Source organism: Chryseobacterium sp. MYb7 (genome assembly GCF_002979455.1).
Taxonomy (GTDB): Bacteria; Bacteroidota; Bacteroidia; order Flavobacteriales; family Weeksellaceae; genus Chryseobacterium.
In genome coordinates this window covers 17,851-34,977 of record NZ_PCOU01000021.1, presented here as the reverse complement: position 1 = coordinate 34,977, position 17,127 = coordinate 17,851, and the positions used below count along the sequence as shown (strand labels likewise).

The 17,127-nt window shown below is 34.7% G+C and carries 17 protein-coding genes and 1 riboswitch; of the genes, 8 read left to right on the top strand and 9 right to left on the bottom strand.

The genetic code is table 11. The features are described 5' to 3' along the window. Positions 1–41: 41 nt before the first annotated feature. Positions 42–605 (bottom strand): acyltransferase family protein, encoded by a 564-nt coding sequence (locus tag CQ046_RS24060; protein WP_410493689.1) that lies wholly within the window; start codon positions 603–605, stop codon positions 42–44. A gap of 679 nt (positions 606–1,284) precedes the next feature. Further along, complete coding sequence (locus tag CQ046_RS16170) at positions 1,285–1,794, bottom strand: GNAT family N-acetyltransferase (protein ID WP_105703271.1); 510 nt, start codon at positions 1,792–1,794, stop codon at positions 1,285–1,287. A 159-nt stretch (positions 1,795–1,953) separates the two neighbouring features. On the opposite strand from CQ046_RS16170, the gene CQ046_RS16165 reads away from it, so the two are divergent. Further along, positions 1,954–4,101, top strand: a complete 2,148-nt coding sequence (locus tag CQ046_RS16165; protein ID WP_105703270.1) for an endonuclease MutS2 — start codon at positions 1,954–1,956, stop codon at positions 4,099–4,101. A 96-nt stretch (positions 4,102–4,197) separates the two neighbouring features. On the opposite strand, the gene CQ046_RS16160 is transcribed toward CQ046_RS16165, so the two are convergent. Next, positions 4,198–4,893 carry a hypothetical protein gene (locus CQ046_RS16160; protein ID WP_105703269.1) on the bottom strand — a complete coding sequence of 232 codons (696 nt, stop codon included), beginning with the start codon at positions 4,891–4,893 and terminating at the stop codon, positions 4,198–4,200. Between the two features lie 304 nt (positions 4,894–5,197). Between CQ046_RS16160 and CQ046_RS16155 the strand changes: the two genes are divergently transcribed. Further along, positions 5,198–5,998 (top strand): hypothetical protein, encoded by an 801-nt coding sequence (locus CQ046_RS16155; protein ID WP_105703268.1) that lies wholly within the window; start codon positions 5,198–5,200, stop codon positions 5,996–5,998. 34 nt (positions 5,999–6,032) lie between these two features. Further along, positions 6,033–6,213, top strand: a riboswitch (cobalamin riboswitch). Between the two features lie 116 nt (positions 6,214–6,329). Then, complete coding sequence (locus CQ046_RS16150; RefSeq protein WP_105703267.1) at positions 6,330–6,713, top strand: acyl-CoA thioesterase; 384 nt, start codon at positions 6,330–6,332, stop codon at positions 6,711–6,713. Between the two features lie 52 nt (positions 6,714–6,765). Here the strand turns inward: CQ046_RS16150 and CQ046_RS16145 are convergent, their stop codons facing one another. Further along, positions 6,766–7,362: an HD domain-containing protein gene (locus tag CQ046_RS16145; protein WP_105703266.1), complete on the bottom strand. Its 597-nt coding sequence runs from the start codon at positions 7,360–7,362 to the stop codon at positions 6,766–6,768. A 1-nt stretch (position 7,363) separates the two neighbouring features. Then, positions 7,364–8,065 (bottom strand): XAC2610-related protein, encoded by a 702-nt coding sequence (locus tag CQ046_RS16140; RefSeq protein ID WP_105703265.1) that lies wholly within the window; start codon positions 8,063–8,065, stop codon positions 7,364–7,366. 519 nt (positions 8,066–8,584) lie between these two features. Here CQ046_RS16140 and CQ046_RS16135 point away from each other — a divergent pair. The 5 genes from CQ046_RS16135 (at position 8,585) to CQ046_RS16115 (ending at position 13,155) form a co-directional block, all read left to right on the top strand. Continuing rightward, entirely contained in the window at positions 8,585–8,914 is a 330-nt protein-coding gene (locus CQ046_RS16135) for a PadR family transcriptional regulator (RefSeq protein WP_002977573.1), read from the top strand. Positions 8,915–8,925: 11 nt separating this feature from the next. Continuing rightward, on the top strand, positions 8,926–10,647 hold the full coding sequence (locus CQ046_RS16130; protein WP_105703264.1) for a PspC domain-containing protein: 1,722 nt from the start codon (positions 8,926–8,928) through the stop codon (positions 10,645–10,647). A 316-nt stretch (positions 10,648–10,963) separates the two neighbouring features. Next, positions 10,964–11,560 (top strand): 1-acyl-sn-glycerol-3-phosphate acyltransferase, encoded by a 597-nt coding sequence (locus CQ046_RS16125; protein WP_105703263.1) that lies wholly within the window; start codon positions 10,964–10,966, stop codon positions 11,558–11,560. A gap of 42 nt (positions 11,561–11,602) precedes the next feature. Further along, on the top strand, positions 11,603–12,031 hold the full coding sequence (locus CQ046_RS16120) for a PaaI family thioesterase (protein ID WP_047378514.1): 429 nt from the start codon (positions 11,603–11,605) through the stop codon (positions 12,029–12,031). A gap of 155 nt (positions 12,032–12,186) precedes the next feature. Then, entirely contained in the window at positions 12,187–13,155 is a 969-nt protein-coding gene (locus tag CQ046_RS16115) for a chorismate-binding protein (RefSeq protein ID WP_105703262.1), read from the top strand. A gap of 540 nt (positions 13,156–13,695) precedes the next feature. Here the strand turns inward: CQ046_RS16115 and CQ046_RS16110 are convergent. Genes CQ046_RS16110 through CQ046_RS16095 form a run of 4 tightly spaced genes read right to left on the bottom strand, consistent with a single transcriptional unit; the run spans position 13,696 to position 17,031 of the window. Then, positions 13,696–13,896, bottom strand: a complete 201-nt coding sequence (locus CQ046_RS16110) for a hypothetical protein (RefSeq protein WP_105703261.1) — start codon at positions 13,894–13,896, stop codon at positions 13,696–13,698. 5 nt (positions 13,897–13,901) lie between these two features. Next, positions 13,902–14,504, bottom strand: coding sequence for a MarC family protein (locus CQ046_RS16105; protein ID WP_105703260.1), 603 nt, complete (start codon positions 14,502–14,504; stop codon positions 13,902–13,904). A gap of 44 nt (positions 14,505–14,548) precedes the next feature. Continuing rightward, positions 14,549–16,264, bottom strand: coding sequence for a BatD family protein (locus CQ046_RS16100; protein ID WP_228406977.1), 1,716 nt, complete (start codon positions 16,262–16,264; stop codon positions 14,549–14,551). Between the two features lie 23 nt (positions 16,265–16,287). Next, positions 16,288–17,031, bottom strand: coding sequence for a tetratricopeptide repeat protein (locus tag CQ046_RS16095; RefSeq protein ID WP_105703258.1), 744 nt, complete (start codon positions 17,029–17,031; stop codon positions 16,288–16,290). Between the last annotated feature and the right edge of the window lie 96 nt (positions 17,032–17,127).

Sequence of the window (17,127 nt, the reverse complement as noted above, 5' to 3'; positions counted from 1 at the left end):
TTTTACAAGACTACCTCTTTCCGAATACAAATGTTTTATAATCATTGCTGATAGCAAAGGAATAAAGAATAAACCTTTTTCCGTATAGAGTAATAAAAAAATAAAACTACAACTCCGTATAGAAAAAAATTGCTCTTCTTTACCTTTAATTCCGGCAAGAAAGCAATACCAATACCCAGAAAATAAGATGATACTGTTCTCACTAAAGAGATTTTACCAAAACTTATATCAAGGTAATTTGAAGATCTGTCTATGTTAAATGGTACATAATCAAAATACGGATATGTTGCATAATGAAGAATAGCTCTTAAACCTAAACCAAAGATGATAAGGAACCAACCGTTAATTTTATATCGAATTATAACCCAGAGAATAAAAGGAAATATCAGATAACATATCCATTCTGTACTCAAAGACCAATATACAATATTTAATAAATAATTATGATGGAAAAAGCACTGTACCAATAGTGCATTAATTAAAAAAACTGGTAAAGAAGGATTTTTTGCAATAAAAAGAATAGTAAAAATAACTGAGAAAAAATAGACAGGATAGATCCTGTTTATTCTTTTTTTATAAAACTTCTGTACCCCGTCAAAAGACAGATGCTAAAATTTTTCCGAGTAGGATATAGTTAGCATAAAAGCACTGAGTACAAAAAAAAATATCTACTGCTACATATCCTTTCCTCACCAAAGGCTGAATCCAAAAATAATTAAAATAACTGAAATGAAAGAACGTGACCCATAGTGCTACAATACCCCTAAGTCCAGTTAATGATTTAATTTCATGTTTCATATAAAAAATTGATTGAAAACCTTACTATCTTAGGCCTTAACAATCAATATATACTTTGGTTTAATAATTAGTAACATAATTATTCTATGTAAGGACTGATAAAGACTAGTAATTCATTGAATTTCCAGCGACAATGTACAATTTATTATGAATCAATTAACCATAAAAGAAAAACGTTCTAAAAATAAATCAAAAGAAATAAAAACTTAATTGAAGTAAAATACATGTCTTATATTTAATCAATTAAATTCATTTCTTTTAGAAAATAAAAAAACGTGAATAATTAAAAAGTAACAGAAAAAAAGCAAAAGATAAGTAGAATATATATGTTTTTCTAAAAAATTCAGGCTTATATATCATTAGATAAATCAGAATTTCCACTCACAAAAAACTAAATATCTACATATTCTTAGAAAACAAAAAATTAGTTCTTAAACCTATCTAATGGAAGTTGACGAAGTGGCACTTCAAGCTCGTAAGTCTTTGTTACGTATTCTTTTTCAAACTAAAAATAATATTATCCGGAAAACCTTCATCCTTTTTTCCATTCAACAAAATAAAATCATGCTTCAAGAGAATTCTTTTTGAATTTTCATTGAATGTATTGGTGATGGCTACAATTTCCTCTAAATGCAGTTCATTAAAACCAAAATCTAAAACCGCTTTCAAAGCTTCGGACATGATTCCCTGTCTGTGGTATTCCGGTAATAATTCATAACCCACTTCTGCTGTTTTTCGATCTTCAGAAAAATTCCAAAGACAAATGGTTCCGATAAGACTGGGCTGATCTTTTAAAGAAATCCCCAAATAAATGGTTTGATTGTTTTTGGTTTTTTCTTTAATGGTTAAAATAAATTGAAGAGCATCGTAGTTATTTTTCGGTGAATTTCTTAGCACAAACTGATTAATCACTTCATTGCTTCGAATGCGCAAGATATCTTCAACATAGCTTTCGTTGATGTCTCTCAGTAATAATCTTTCGGTTTCCAGTTTCATAACTCAAATGTAATAAAAAGAAATAGCAACACTTTATTTTTTTGACATTAGTAACTTTTAAAGAAAAAGTAACTTTAATAATCATCAAATTCAAAAGTAATTTATTCTGTAAATCTCTCAGATATACGTAATAATCAAAATTCTCACTAAATTTGCACTGTGTATATAGATAAAGAAGATTTAGACGAATTAGAGTTTCCGCAATTGCTCGCGGAAATCTCCCCATTTGCGTATTCTCCAAAAACAAGAGAAAAAATTCTTCAACTTCGTCCGATGGAAATTGACGAGGCGGAACTTTCATTAAAAAAAACTTCAGAATATCTCTCGAGTTTTGAAAGTTCAAATGCGATTCCGTTTGATGAATATGAAGATATTGAAAGTGAGCTGAAATTGATGCTGATTGAGAACTACCGTCTGGAAAACACTGCTTTCATCAAAATAAAAACCATCACGGAACAGATCGGAAGACTTCAGAAATTCTTCCCTACCATGCCGGAAACATTTCCAACTTTATTAGAAGAGGTTTCTGTATTAGAATTCAGAAAGGAGATCATTGATAAAGTAGATAAGGTTTTTAACCGTTTTGGTGAAGTAAAAAATGAAGCTTCCCCCGCTCTGAAAGGGATAAGAACTGAAATCCAGCTTGCTAAAAAGGCAATTCAGGAAAATTTCAACCGCGCCCTTACCACGTATGGACAGAGTGATTTTTTGGATGATATCCGGGAAACAATTATTGATGACCAGAGGGTTCTGGCTGTAAAATCAGGATTTAAGAAAAGGGTTGCAGGAAGAACATTAGGAATTTCCAAAACGGGTTCTATTACTTATATTCAGCCGGATAGTGTTGTAAAGCACTATTTTAAACTTCGGGAAAATGAAGAGGAAGAGAAAAAAGAAATTGATAAAGTTCTCCGTAAGCTTACTGCAGAACTGGCAGAATTTCAACCTCAGCTATGGAGATATCAGGTTTATATTTTTGACCTTGACCTTACGAGAGCGAAAGCGAAGTTCGGTGAACTGATCAACGGTGTTCTTCCGAAAATCAATCACCACAACACGCTGAGATTAAAAGATGCTTATCATCCTCTTTTATGGTTAAGAAATAAGATTGAGAACAAGATCATCCATCCACAGACACTTACCTTAACGGATCATAACAGGATTATCTGTATTTCCGGTCCGAATGCCGGTGGAAAATCAATTACCCTGAAAACGGTAGGATTATTACAACTGATGATTCAGAGTGGTATCCTTGTTCCGGTTCATCCGAAATCTGAAATGTTTTTCTTTGAGAAAATCATGACTGATATTGGTGATAACCAGTCCATTGAAAACCATTTATCAACATATTCATCAAGATTAAAGAAAATGTCCGGAATCATCCGTGAGGCTGATGCTAATACGCTTTTATTGATTGATGAATTTGGTACAGGTTCTGATCCTGAGCTTGGAGGTGCCCTCGCTGAAAGTTTCATGGAGTTTTTCTATGATAAAAAGAGTTTTGCTATTATCACTACGCACTATACCAACATTAAGCTGGTGATAGAACAACTTCCCAATGCCCAGAATGCAGCCATGCTCTTTAATGAAGAAACATTGGAACCGATGTATAAACTGGAAGTAGGACAGGCAGGAAGTTCATTTACTTTTGAAGTTGCGGAAAAGAATAAAATTCCAAGATTCATTATTCATTCTGCCAAGAAAAAGGTAGAACATGATATTGTTAATCTTGATAAAACGATTGTAAAACTGCAGCAGGAGAAATATGAAGTTGAAAAATTAAAATCTGATCTTGCCGAAAGAAAAGAGTCTGTAGAAGATAAACGTGATAACCTTCAGAAACTGAATGATCAGCTTCAGCAGAAACTATTCAATTTTCAAAAACTGTATGAAGAGGAACACCGTAAACTTCAGTTTGGAAATAAGATTGAGGCATTTATCGACAGCTATACCAAAGGAAAATCCAGAAAGGATGTTGTAAAAGATTTTGTAAAGCTTCTTGAACAGGAGAAATTCAGAAAATTAGGCAGTGATAAAGATGAAACAAAACGCCTGCAGGTTGTGAAGAGAAAAATCACTCAACAGCTGAAGAAAGATGATGTGATTGAAAAAATTGCCAAAACCAATGAAAAACTGGAAGAAAAACGTAAAACCGACCGTGCCGTTTGGATGAAAATCGGACAACGTGTTCGTATTACCGGCAGTACCAGTGTAGGAACCATCGAAAAGATCTCCCGAAACAAGGTAATTGTCAATTACGGAACATTCAAGACTACAATTGATGCAGAAGAATTGGAAAGAATATAAAAAAGTTGTAGTGTAATATGTAAATTCCCCTAAAAGCAGTTAATTGTTTTTAGGGGAATTATTAAATTTTGAGTATGCTTTCTTTTGACGAAAAGATTAATTTATCTTCTCTAATGATAATCTGGCCAACCTAAAAGTTTTAGCTGATGATCCGCTGTAATTATAAAGTAATCCTGTTAGTTTGATTACATCTCCAGCCTTTAAGGTCAGAATTTTAGATGAAGTTAATGTAAATTCATTATTATTTAAACTTCCGCTTGCCAATGCCCCAATTGAAGTAAATGATGCAGGACCCTGAAGATCATCACCTACATATACATATGTCCCAAAAAAATAGGATGACGGTATAGCTCCATTAACTTTAAGAGCAGATGTAAAAGTAAGCAAATAGTCACCTGCCATTCCAGCCGGAACAACTAATGTATTACCCGATCTCCAGTTCACTAAAGTACCCGTACCAAGGCTCATATCCAAATCTTTATGAACGTTATTTGCAGGTACAGTAACCTCCTCTCCACTTAAAAGGGCATTATATCCAACAACAGTACTCCCGTTATTACCATTAGACCATACAGGAGGTTTTCCCGGGCCTCCGGAAGTAAGTATCTGCCCTGCTGTCCCAGCGCTTCCGGCTGTAGCAGCATCTCCACCTACATTTAATTCATTGACAACCTGCAATGCTCCATTGACATGGAAAGTTTTTTGCGGCGTTGGAGTTTTTATCCCTACTTGGGATAATAAAATTCCAGGGATCAGTAAAATACTTGAGAAAAATAATTTAATTGTTTTCATCCTAATCGTATTGTGTTAATTATATTATGCAAAATTAGGCTTAAAAAGAAAAAAGAAAGAAAAATAAGCATAGAACAAAATCTATATCTCAAACAAATCACCAATTAATTGAAATAATACTAAAAATAAATTAACATTAGAATAGTATTCTTGTAATTATATGTGTTAATCAAAAACTAATACGACAGATCATATCTTTTATTAATTAAGGGTATTTTATAAAAGATAAATGATCTAAAAAGATCAACTATGTTTAAATTCACAACGTATTTAATTTATATATTTGAAGGATTAAAAAATTTCCATGATGACTCTCATAAACAAAGCATTCTATTTATCCGCTATCAGTATTTTATCTATAGTCTTTGTAAAAGGCCAGAATAAAGTTCCTTTCGGAGTTGTAAAAGCTGAAGAGGGATATGCCAATGTACGTGTTCATAAGGACAACTACAGAAAAATTGTAGACAAGATCCGTATGCGTAAAGGCGATGTATTTGTTTATGTAAAACCGGCTCCTGGAGAAACAGAATGGATATGGATCAAATATCCTGAAAAGCAGGATGACGATAAGCCTTTCGTACGCTATGAAACTCTTGATAAAGAAGGAATGGTAAATAAAGAGCGTATTGCCTATATTGATCAGCTTCCCGCATACACTCCTTCTAAGTCTAAAAACGGAAAATCACTTATTTTCACAGATAATTCTGATCCCAAAGTTCCTACAGCTCAAAGAAGCAAAGTAGTCATTGATATCTACCCTTCTAATGCAGGATACCGTAAAAAGGAAAAAGATGCAGAAGGAAAACTTCTTACCATTGATAAAGTAAAACCATGGGGAATAGGAAATGACCTTCCCGAAGGGATGACCGAGATCAAATCTATCAGAGTGCAGCAACCTGGAAGAGGATCTGTGTTTGTAAGAGAAGCCATCAAAAATATGTTCCAGCCTACAATGGATTTTGAGAATATTGGTGTAACCTCTCTGGACAACGACAATATCTTTCTTTATATGATCAATGGCTCAGGAGAAAACAGATATACTACCCTTTGGACCATCAAGAAAGGAAGAGTGATCAGCCAGATTATTTACCATAATCCGGAATAAATTCATTATTTTTGCCCCGAAAAGTTTTTAACGCTTATTCATCATAGAAATTGGTTCTGCATCACTGCAGATTAAAAGGGAACCGTGTGAAAATCACGGACTGTCGCGCAACTGTAAGTAACTGTAATCTTTATCAAAGATCCACTGTGCGAGGCATGGGAAGGAGATTAAAGATGTTACAAGTCAGGAGACCTGCCTTTTTCTTAAACAAGTAACTTTCGCGATTTGAAGTTGGATTGATCTGATGGATTGTCTCAGGAATTCTCTTGATTCCTGTTATTATTCTGTTGTTTTAATATCGTTTTCATTTCGCTTTAATTAATAATGATATATGACTACAGAAGAAAGAATTAAAGCATCCGAAACCAGTATCTTTAAAGCGGTTTTCCCTAACACAACCAATCATTACGATACCCTTTTTGGTGGTACGGCTATGCAGCTGATGGACGAAGTAGCTTTTATTACTGCTACCAGATTTGCAAGAAAAAGAGTGGTAACGGTAAGCAGTGATAAGATTGATTTCAAAAAACCTATTCCTGCCGGAACCATTGTGGAGCTAATCGGGAAAGTTTCATACGTGGGAAAGACCAGTATGAAAGTAAATGTTGAAATCTACACCGAGCAAATGTATTCCTACGAAAGAGAAAAAGCCATTGTAGGTGATTTTACTTTTGTAGCGATTGACGAATTCAAGAAACCAATCCAAATACTATAAATAATAAAGCATCGGGCGGCCTTTGGCCGCCCGATGCTTTATTGTATGTTCGTTAAAGTGATTTGATCACTTTTTCTGTTTCCAGACTTCTGTTCAGTAATATATCAAAAGCCTCTCCCATTTCATCCGATGCTCTGCTGATAGCATTTTCAAGCATATTCCGGATTTGTTTTTCTGTAACACCAGCCTCCGTCCAGCTTTTTCCTGAAGTGTGGGAATTTAAGATAAACGGCATAATTCTGTCAATTCCACACGCAAAAACAGCATCCGGTGTTTTCTCATCTTCAAACTCAAGCCATAGATTAAAAAATTCTGTACGCAAAGGTTCATCCAGTATTCCGAAGATCTTTTGGGCAGATGCTTTTTCCCTTTCAAACTTTCCTACCATTGCTTTTTCGTCAAAAATGAAAGTATCTCCGGCTTCTATTTCTACCAGATCATGAATCGAAAGCATTCTTATCACTCTTAACAAATTAATATCTTCACGATTTTTAGCATACGGATAAAGAATCTGTGCCAGAATGATGATCTGCCAGGAATGTTCCGCTGTGTTCTCTCTTCGGGAGTCATCTGCATTATAATTTCTTCTCTGGACATTTTTAAGCGCATCTACTGCCAGGATAAAATCGATCTCTTTCTGAATTTTCATCTTACTTCTTATTTCTGTTATATTGATCTGAAGGATATACCTTTGTTTTGGTAATCCATTTATTATTGATTTTTTCTTTGGTGGTTACTTTTACGCGGTCTTCAACAGTCATATCTTCTTCTTTTTCAAAGACTTTATCAAGTCCTTTATTCGGAATCACGGCATATTCTGTTGTAAAAAGATCACAGCAGCCGGACTTTCCGTAAGAAATAAGACGTTTGCGTTGGGCATCCACATCAAAAATATCAAGACCATTTGAACCCAGTTCTGTAAGCTCATCACTTTTTACAAAGCCCATTCTTGTTTTGTTGAAGACATATACATCATAAGATGCACCGCTATAATTTCCCATATTTCCGTTTCTTATTGCCACATCTTCTGTTCCATCGAAATTAAAGTCATCGATAATCACTGCCCGCTGATCTTTTGAAAGAGGAATTAATTTCCCTTGAACCATTTTTTGACCTTGTTCCGCATATAAAACAAGATCCTCAGAAACAAAAGTCTGTACTTTGCTGTTTTTGTGATCAAACAACTCCACAGTTCCTTTTCCGCCACATCGGTCATCATAGCATTCTTCTATCTGGATGACAGCATCATAACTCTTCGATGCGTTTTTAATCTCAAACTGATATTGTCCGAAACATGCAGACCCCAGTAAAACAAAAGCCGGTAAATGCTTATTCTTATTGAATAAATTCATGGTAATAGTAAATGATTTAGGTGTTTTTTCCTAACAAAAATACAAATCCTACTACCGATCTCAAAATTCAAAACTTATTTACATCTAGATACAGTCTTTAAATAAGAAAAAAATTCGTTTCTGAGGAGCTGTTTCCCGCTATACGCTTATACTCCTCGCTTCCTCCCTGAATCCTTCCCGCTGTGGGGTAACCGCTGCTATCCGGGCTATGATATGAGTAATCGGTAATAAGCAATAATTAATAAATAATGATTTTTCTCCTCTGCATTTCTTCCAATTTTATTTAAAATGTAGAGATTTTTTAGACATTTTCCACTCAAATTCATTTTCACAAAAATTCACATATAAAATTATAAAACTGATTATCAGTATTTTATATTATTTATTTTAAAAATTTCACTACTTTGTATTGCATAATACCATTTTATTTACATATCTTTGTAATGTAAAATTAGAATAGGCTCAACTAGCTAGGAGCATTTTTCTAAAAATATAACTAATTAACAAAACTTATCAAAGATGAATACCGAAAATACCAAAGCGCAAATGCGAAAAGGAATTCTGGAATTCTGTATTCTAAGTCTCATCAATAATCGCGAAATGTATGTTTCTGATCTTATTGACGAACTGAAAAAAGGAAAACTGGATGTAGTGGAAGGAACCCTCTACCCTCTTCTTACAAGACTTAAAAACGGAGAGTTTCTCTCTTACAGATGGGAAGAATCTACAGGAGGACCACCCAGAAAATATTATCAGATCACAGAAAAAGGAAAACTTTTCCTGGATGAACTTCTAAATACATGGAATGAGCTGACAGCGTCAGTAAACCAAATCACCCAACAAAATTAAAAAATAAAGCTATGAACAAGACACTCTCAATAGGACTCGCAGGTTTTTCTTTTACCATAGAAGAACACGCATATATAAAGCTCAGCGATTACCTGAATGCTCTGAGAAGCTCTCTGGATGCTTCTGAGGCTGATGAAGTAATGCATGACATAGAAATAAGAATGGTGGAAATTTTCAAAGATTCTTTAGGAAAACGTGAAGTGATCAACGATACCGATGTAGAAAAGGTAATCGCACAGATCGGAAGCCCTGAAAAAATCGAAGAACAGGAAGAAGCTTATTTTTCTGAAAAAACATCTACCAGAAATTACAATTCAGGAACCAACTATACCGATAAAAAACAATTGTTCCGTGATCCGGAAAAACAAAAAGTAGCAGGTGTTTGCGCAGGTTTAGCTCAATATGTAGGAATGGATATTACTACCATGAGAGCAATCTGGCTGGGAATTTTCGTATTAGGAATTTTCACAGCAGCCATCTCATCTTCACTGATCGGTCTTTTATATGTAATCCTTTGGATCGTACTTCCAAAAGCTGAAACAGCAGCAGATTTCCTGAAAATGCAGGGAAAGCCTATGAACTTCGACAATCTTAAAAATGAGTCTAATAAATTGGTACAGTTTGCCAATGAATCTACTCAGAGGGTCGGAGAGATATATAATGAAAACAAGCCTTACATCAACAATGCAGGAAGCGGAATCTGGAATGTATTCAAGTACATCGTAGGAGGATTCTTCGTATTGATGGCGGTAGGAAGCATTATCGGAGTATTTGTATTATTTGGCCTTTTCGCAATGGATACAGACTTCCCGGGAGCTAATGAAATCAGATTTTATATGGATGATCAGGGACTTGATAAAGTATTGGCAGCCATGATGGTCATCGGAAGTTTAATTCCGGCAATCCTTTTCAGCTTATTAAGCATCAAGATCTTCTCTCCAAAAACAAAACTGAGAAATATCGGATGGGTAATCGGAGGTTTATTTCTTCTTCTGATCGGGTTAGGAACTTACTTTGGACTAAGCATGGCTAAAAAGAACATGATCTACAAAGGAAATAAAGAAGATGTAGAAAATGTTGCCATCAACACGACTTCAGATACGGTGTATGTAGATGTAAAACAGATCAATATTCCTCAAAACTTCAAAGCTTACGACAATGATATTTATTCTGATAAGAGATCTGTTTACGAAGAAGATTATATTTCAGTAGATGTAACCAGAAAACCGGATATCAAAACCCCTTATCTGATCATCAAAAAGGAAGGAAATGGTTATAATTTCCCTATCCAGCTGATGGTTCCTGTAGAAGTTGTAAACAATAAAGTATTACTTCCAAACTATGTAAAATATCCATATGAACACAGATTCAGAGACTACAGCGTAAATTATGAGCTTGTAGTTCCGCAAAAAACCATTGTTATCTCAATGAAGAAGAACGATATCAATATGGATGGAGACTTAGACGGAGACGGCATCAATGATAACGATCAGGACAGAGATGAAGACCACAACGGTGTTAGAATTGAAAAAAATAAAATCACGGTGAACGGTTCCAGTATCGAATACAACTCTGATGATCAGGACAGCATCATCGTAAACGGTAAAAAAGTTCCGAACAACCAGGCAAAGAAAGTAATTGATTCTGCAGTGTCCAATATCAAGAAAATAAACAAAGATGTGGACATCAAAATCAAAGACGGAAAAAACGAAATTTCCATACAAACTAAATAATTAACTTCAGAGAGTGGTAGAAGGTGTGGGTGGATGGCAACCGTTTGAAATTCACACCCTTCTTCTCTCAGAAAACTGAAAATAAAGCCTTATTTAGTTTCTTATGTAAAAAAAAAGGTTTAATTTCGTAAAGCTAAAATTTAATAACCAACCAACCAAAAACACATCCTTATCATGATACAATTTGCAATGGAATTCGTAATGAAAATCGTAGATTTAATTAGCGGTTTGTTTTAAGAGCGATAATATTTCAATATATTTGTAAAGTATAACCAAAGTTTGGTTATACTTTTTTTGTTTTTAATCCAAGAAATCTATGAAAAAACTGATAGGCAAAGCAATGTTAAAAGTATTAGGCTGGAAAGTCGTTCTACAGGGCGATGTCAACAACCTGAACAGGTGTATCCTTGTGGTAGCACCGCATACCCATAATATGGAGTACATTTTAGGAAATTTCGCCTATTGGTCACTGGAAAAACCTTTGAAAATCATCATTAAAGATGCTCATACCAAAGCATGGTACGGAAGCCTTGTAAAAGGTCTCGGAGGTATTGGTATCGACAGAAGCCAGAAAAATGATCTGGTAAATTTTGTAGCCAACCAGTTTGCAAAAGAGGATTTCAGCCTTGTTATTACTCCGGAAGGCACCAGAAGCTGGGTTCCGAAATGGAGAAAAGGATTTTACCACATGGCACTCGCAGCAAAAGTTCCTATCGTACTGGCAGCAGGTGATTTTAAAAGAAATATTGTTTATCTGGGCTATACTATTCCTTACGAAAGAATAGCTTCCGTTCCTTTTTCAGAAATCATGCAGGAAATTCAGGAGTATTATATCAAAAATGACATTACCCCTAAAGTTCCGGAAAACTGGAATCCTAATATTATGGGAACAGAGCTAGAAGCTAGAAGCTAGAAGCTAGAAGCAAAATTAATCATCATTTATCAATTATAAAAAATGAAAGGTCAGACAAAAGAAGAAATATTAGCATTCATCAATAACTGGGGAGATGTAACACTTGCCAAAACTCTTGAAATAAAATTCATAGATATTGATCTCGAAAATGAAACCCTTACCGCAACAATGCCTGTTCTTCCAAGAACTCATCAGCCGTTTGGGATTATGCATGGAGGAGCAAGCTGTGTTCTGGCTGAAACGTTAGGGTCAAGCCTGTCTAATATCTTTATTGATGGAGAAAAGTATTACGGAGTGGGAACCAATATCAATTCGAACCATTTAAGAAGCAAAAAGGACGGAATTGTTACTGCTACGGCTCGTTTTATCAGAAAAGGAAAAACAATGCATGTATCAGAAATTGAAATCCGTGATGAAAAAGGAGTTTTGATCAATCATACGACAATGACGAATAATATCATCAACAGATAAGTTACACAACATAAAAAATCAGGAGCTTAAAGTAAATTTAAGCTCTTTTTATTTTGACATCTTTAAGACTAATAATACCTTTGTAGAAAGGAAAATTGTACCCGAAATTAAGCCTTATATTTCTGGTGATGATTTTCAAAATTCCTTCATAACTCATGATTTATTTCAAACTTCCTTTCAACGAAAAATTACTGTCTGCAGATCAAAAAAGCATAAAAAATGCAGTCAATCTTTTTTCTTATAACGGCTTAGATCAAATAAGTTTCAACGGAGATATTTTTGAAATAAATCCCACTGAATTTGACCATGCTCTGATCACCAGTGAAACACTGAATGATGACACCACAGACTCTCCCGCTGAAACCAAAGAAGAATATTGCAATACGTTACAGAAGGTCATTGAAGTAATCAAAGAAAATAATCTGCCAAAGCTTGTTTATTCGAGAAGGAAAATCTTTACAGATTTTAATACAATCAATTATAGAGAGAGTTTTAAAAACCTGTGTAAATCTTATCCAAATGCTTTCAGATATCTGTTTAATGATGGTCAAAATGCATGGATGGGAGCTTTCTCCGAAGTTCTGGGAAAGTTTAATAAATCAACTCACGAGTTTGAAACGATGGCTCTTGCCGGAACTCTTCCTGTATCTGAGGAGTGGTCTGAAAAAGAAATTGAAGAACAGAAGCCCGTTACCAATTATATCCAGGATATTCTTAAAAACTATTCTGATTCCATAGATCAGTCAGAAACCTATGATCATATTTCAGGCAATATAAAGCATTTGCGCACAGATTTTAAAACGACTATTCAACCGGAAGATCTGGACAGAATCATTCAGGATTTACACCCTACTCCAGCTGTTTGTGGTATTCCAAAAGATTTCTGCAATGAGAATATCCGTAAGTATGAGAAATTCCCCCGCGAATTTTATGCTGGTTATATTAAGGTAGAAACCGAAGACAGCATTTTATATTTTGTGAATTTACGTTGTGCAAGACTTTACAAAGATTCTGTGCATGTGTTTGTAGGAGGTGGAATAACCGCTCAAAGCAATCCGGAAAAAGAGTGGAGAGAAACGGAGCTGAAATCTGAAGCGATATTGAAAAACCTGGTTGTTTCTTAAATTATATTGTTTTTACTTATTAATTAAACCACAGATTGCGCAGATTTTCATAGATGTTCGCGCATATTTTTCTTTGCTGAGTGAAACGCCATTGTGAACGAATTTACGACCACTCATAAAAAACCTTTGTGAGTATTGCGAATAAGTTTTGGCTAAAGCCAATGGAACTCGTATCTTTTTTGTTTGAAAGGGCTAAAGCCCATCCCTATTGAATTGATTTTCAAAAAAGCTACAGATATATCTTACATATTAATATTTGCTGAGTGAAACGCCCTTGCGAGCGATTTCAATGCTATTTATAAAACTTTGTGAACATTGCTTTGTAAAATAGGTTTTGGCTAAATCCAATAGAAATTCATACCTTATTTTAAACGGACTAAAGCCCGTTACTATTGAATAGAAAATCCAATATTGTATTTAATGACAGTACACAATTCATAATTCATAATTCATAATTCCTATCCCCTAATCTCTACCACCTAAAAAACAAAAACCTCCTTCAAAATGAAAGAGGCTTATATCTATAATGAAATATTCAATTTATTTCTTTACACCGATTCTACTCCAGGTATCCATTACGAAAAGTAAGATAAGACCTATTGCAGCAGCACCAGCTGAAAATGCAAATCTAATGTTATCTTCATCTCCTAAGATATCTGTTGCTTGCCAGTTGATAGCATAAAGATTGATGGCGATAAATACAATAAATAGTACTAAAAATACTTTATAAAACTTCTTCATGACTCTTAAAAATTAATATAATTCTGCACCAACTGGGCAAAATTTGCGGTGAATAATTTAATTGAAATTGCCAAAAGGATGATTCCGAAAACTTTCTGCAGGATCATCAAAGTAGCATCTCCAATTTTCCTTTCCAGCCATTTCGCCGATTTCAGCACCAAATATACGAAAATTGTATTAAGAACTATTCCGAAGATAATATTAATATCATGAAATTCAGCTCTAAGAGATAGTGCAGTTGTTAATGTTCCAGCTCCTGCAACCAAGGGAAATGCGATGGGTACAATAGATGCAGCCTTTGCTTCTGTTGTTTTATTAATTTCAATTCCTAAAATCATCTCCAAGGCTATGACAAAAATCACAAAAGCTCCGGCAATAGCGAAGGAATTGACATCTACTCCAATAAGCTTAAGGATCTTATTTCCTACGAATAGAAAAACAATCATAATAGCACCAGCTGTGATTGCTGCTTTTCCTGCTTCAATCTTTCCAAATTTCTGCTGAAGGCTTACTATAATAGGAACTGAGCCGACAATATCAATAACGGCGAAAAGAACCATGAAGCTGGTAACGATCTCTTTAATAGAGAAACCATCAAAAATTTCCATCTCTTTGTAATTAAAAATTTCGCAAAAATATGAAAATAAACTGATTATTTGCTAATTTGTGAATATAAATTAACAATTGTTTTCAAAAGTTCTTCAAGAGCATCAGTAGATTTTACAGGATTGTATTTTTCCATCTGAACTTTCTGTTGCAATTTGCCATATTCTTCTGCCAATGAAGATCCTTTATGTTTTTCAAGAAAAGTCTTAAACTCCGCAGCAGAACCCTGGAAATACTGACTCCTCACCTCCTGATCCAATTCTTCCAGTGTTGCAAAGAACTTTTCATACTCTTCGTTATCTTTAAGATTTTCCAGATATCCGAAATAATCATTGATATCCGTTTTCAGTAATTCTCTGATTTCTTTTTCTGTTTCAGCCACTGAACCTAAGGGTTTTGCCGGTACAGTTTCCCTAACTAATGTACGTTTTTTTTGCCAATTTTTAAATAATAAATAAGCAATAAACAAACTTACCAGAATGGCAATATTAGTTAAAAGGATACTCCAGTGGAATTTGCTTTTTTCTTTTACTTTAAAGGAAGTGGTCTTTAAAACAGGAGTATTTACCGTCTCCAGAAGGTTATTGGTATACTCATTTACCTTTTCAACAGTAGAACGGGCTTCCAGGATCTGATCATGAGAAAAAGCGTTCAAATTCAGTGTTTTTTGTCCCAGATCTACATATTCTTTGTTTTCAGGATCAAAGAAAGCAAACTGTTCTGTTTTAATGGAAATTGCCCCAGATTTATTTGGAATAATCACATAATTAGCCAGAATTTCACCTTTCATTCCTGTGGTTCCCGGAGAAACCTTTGCTGTGATTTTCGGAGCAAAAACTTCATAGTCCGGAGAGGCCGCAATTTTAGGAAGTTCCATATTCGGTAAGTTACCTTCTCCTGAAACTTTCACTACCACATTCAAAGGTTTTTTTGCTTCCGGTTTTTCTTTGGAAGCGTTATATACGTTTACATTGAAATTTCCAACGGCATTTTTAAAGTATTCCGGAGCACCTTCCGGCAGTTTTCTTACATTGATTTTTACTTTATTGGAAACAATTTTGGTTTTATTTGAATAAGTACTTACAGAAGCAGATACTCCCGGAACTTCCACATACCCTGCTTCATTTGGAAATACCATGAACATCGCCAATACCTGCGAAGGCATATTTCCATATCCGGACGGATCTATTTCAGATTTATCAAAATTGATAGGATGTACATTGATATTATCCTGCTCAGGAAGGTGAATATTCTTTACTTTTCTAAGATTATCCATACTTCTTGAATAAACCCTTAAAACAGCAATAGTAGGCTGGTCCTGATAAACATCACGATCATCAATCTCCATATTCAGATAAACATCACCGGATGTGTTGGCAGCGAGTGATCTTCTGTCTACAATATCACGGATATTGACATCAAAAGGTTCTGTTTTGTAAATTTTATTGTTGACAGTAACCAGAACTGAACCAATTTTTATTTTCCCTTTTTTCTTAGGTTCAAGGGCAATTCTGGAGACTTTTTGGGTAATTAAAGTATTGGTAGCGGGATCAATCACGGTGTTGGTAACAGATCCACTTCCTATAATATTAAATTTTGAAAGATCCGGAAGCTGGAAACCTGTCTGCTGTACAAGGTCGGTTCCGTTCAGTTCAAGAACAATAGTAAGATTTACAATATCTTTCCCGGCATACTCGGATTTATCAGCATCCAAAGTAAGATTTACCTGTCCGTAAGTAATTACGGATGCTAGGGTAAGCAATATGTAAATCAATTTGTGCTGCATCACCAATCTTTCTCGTTGCTTTCAGGCATCGAATAAGAATTTTTATTTAAAATTCTTCTGGCGGTTTCTTTTTCTTTCTCGTTTATTTTATCTAAGATCGCATTTTCAAGATTCTTCGGCATTTTGCCTTCATTATTTTGATTCTGCTTAGGATTATCACCCTGGTCACTTTTGCCCTCATTTTGTGGGCCGTTACCTTGATCCTGCTTTTTGTCTTTGTCGCCTTTCTGATCATCACCTTTGTTCTGATCATTTCCGCCGCCACCTTTTCCTGAGTTATTTTGTTCGTTTTTTTGCTGTTGTTTTTCTTTTTCTTTCAGTTTGGCAATCTCATAGTTTTTTCTGGTTACCTCACTATAGGGATCCTGCTTCAACGCTTTTTTATAATAATCAGCTGCTTTTTCCGGCTGATTCATTTGCATATAAGCATTTCCTAAGTTATGATAAGCGGCCGTTTTATCAGGAAGGGTTTGTGAAAGTTTTTCAGCTTTTTCAAACTCAGCCTTTGCCTCTTCATATTTTTTACTTTTATATAGTGCATTCCCCATATTGTAGTGAGCGGTAAAATCTTTATCATTAGATTTTATCGCTTCCATGTATTTTGAGGAGGCTCCGTCATAATCTTTACCGTCAAATTTCTGATTACCTTCATGAACTAAATTCTTATAGCTTTCCTGCCCAAACAAAATGCCTGAGAACGAAATGGCAACAATAAACGATAAAAATATGATTTTAGTATTCATCACTTGCAAAATTATTCCTTTATATGTTAAGAAACAGAGTTTTATTTGTTAAAATCGGTTAAAGTACCTGTAGAATTTCTTCTATAAACAAAGGGA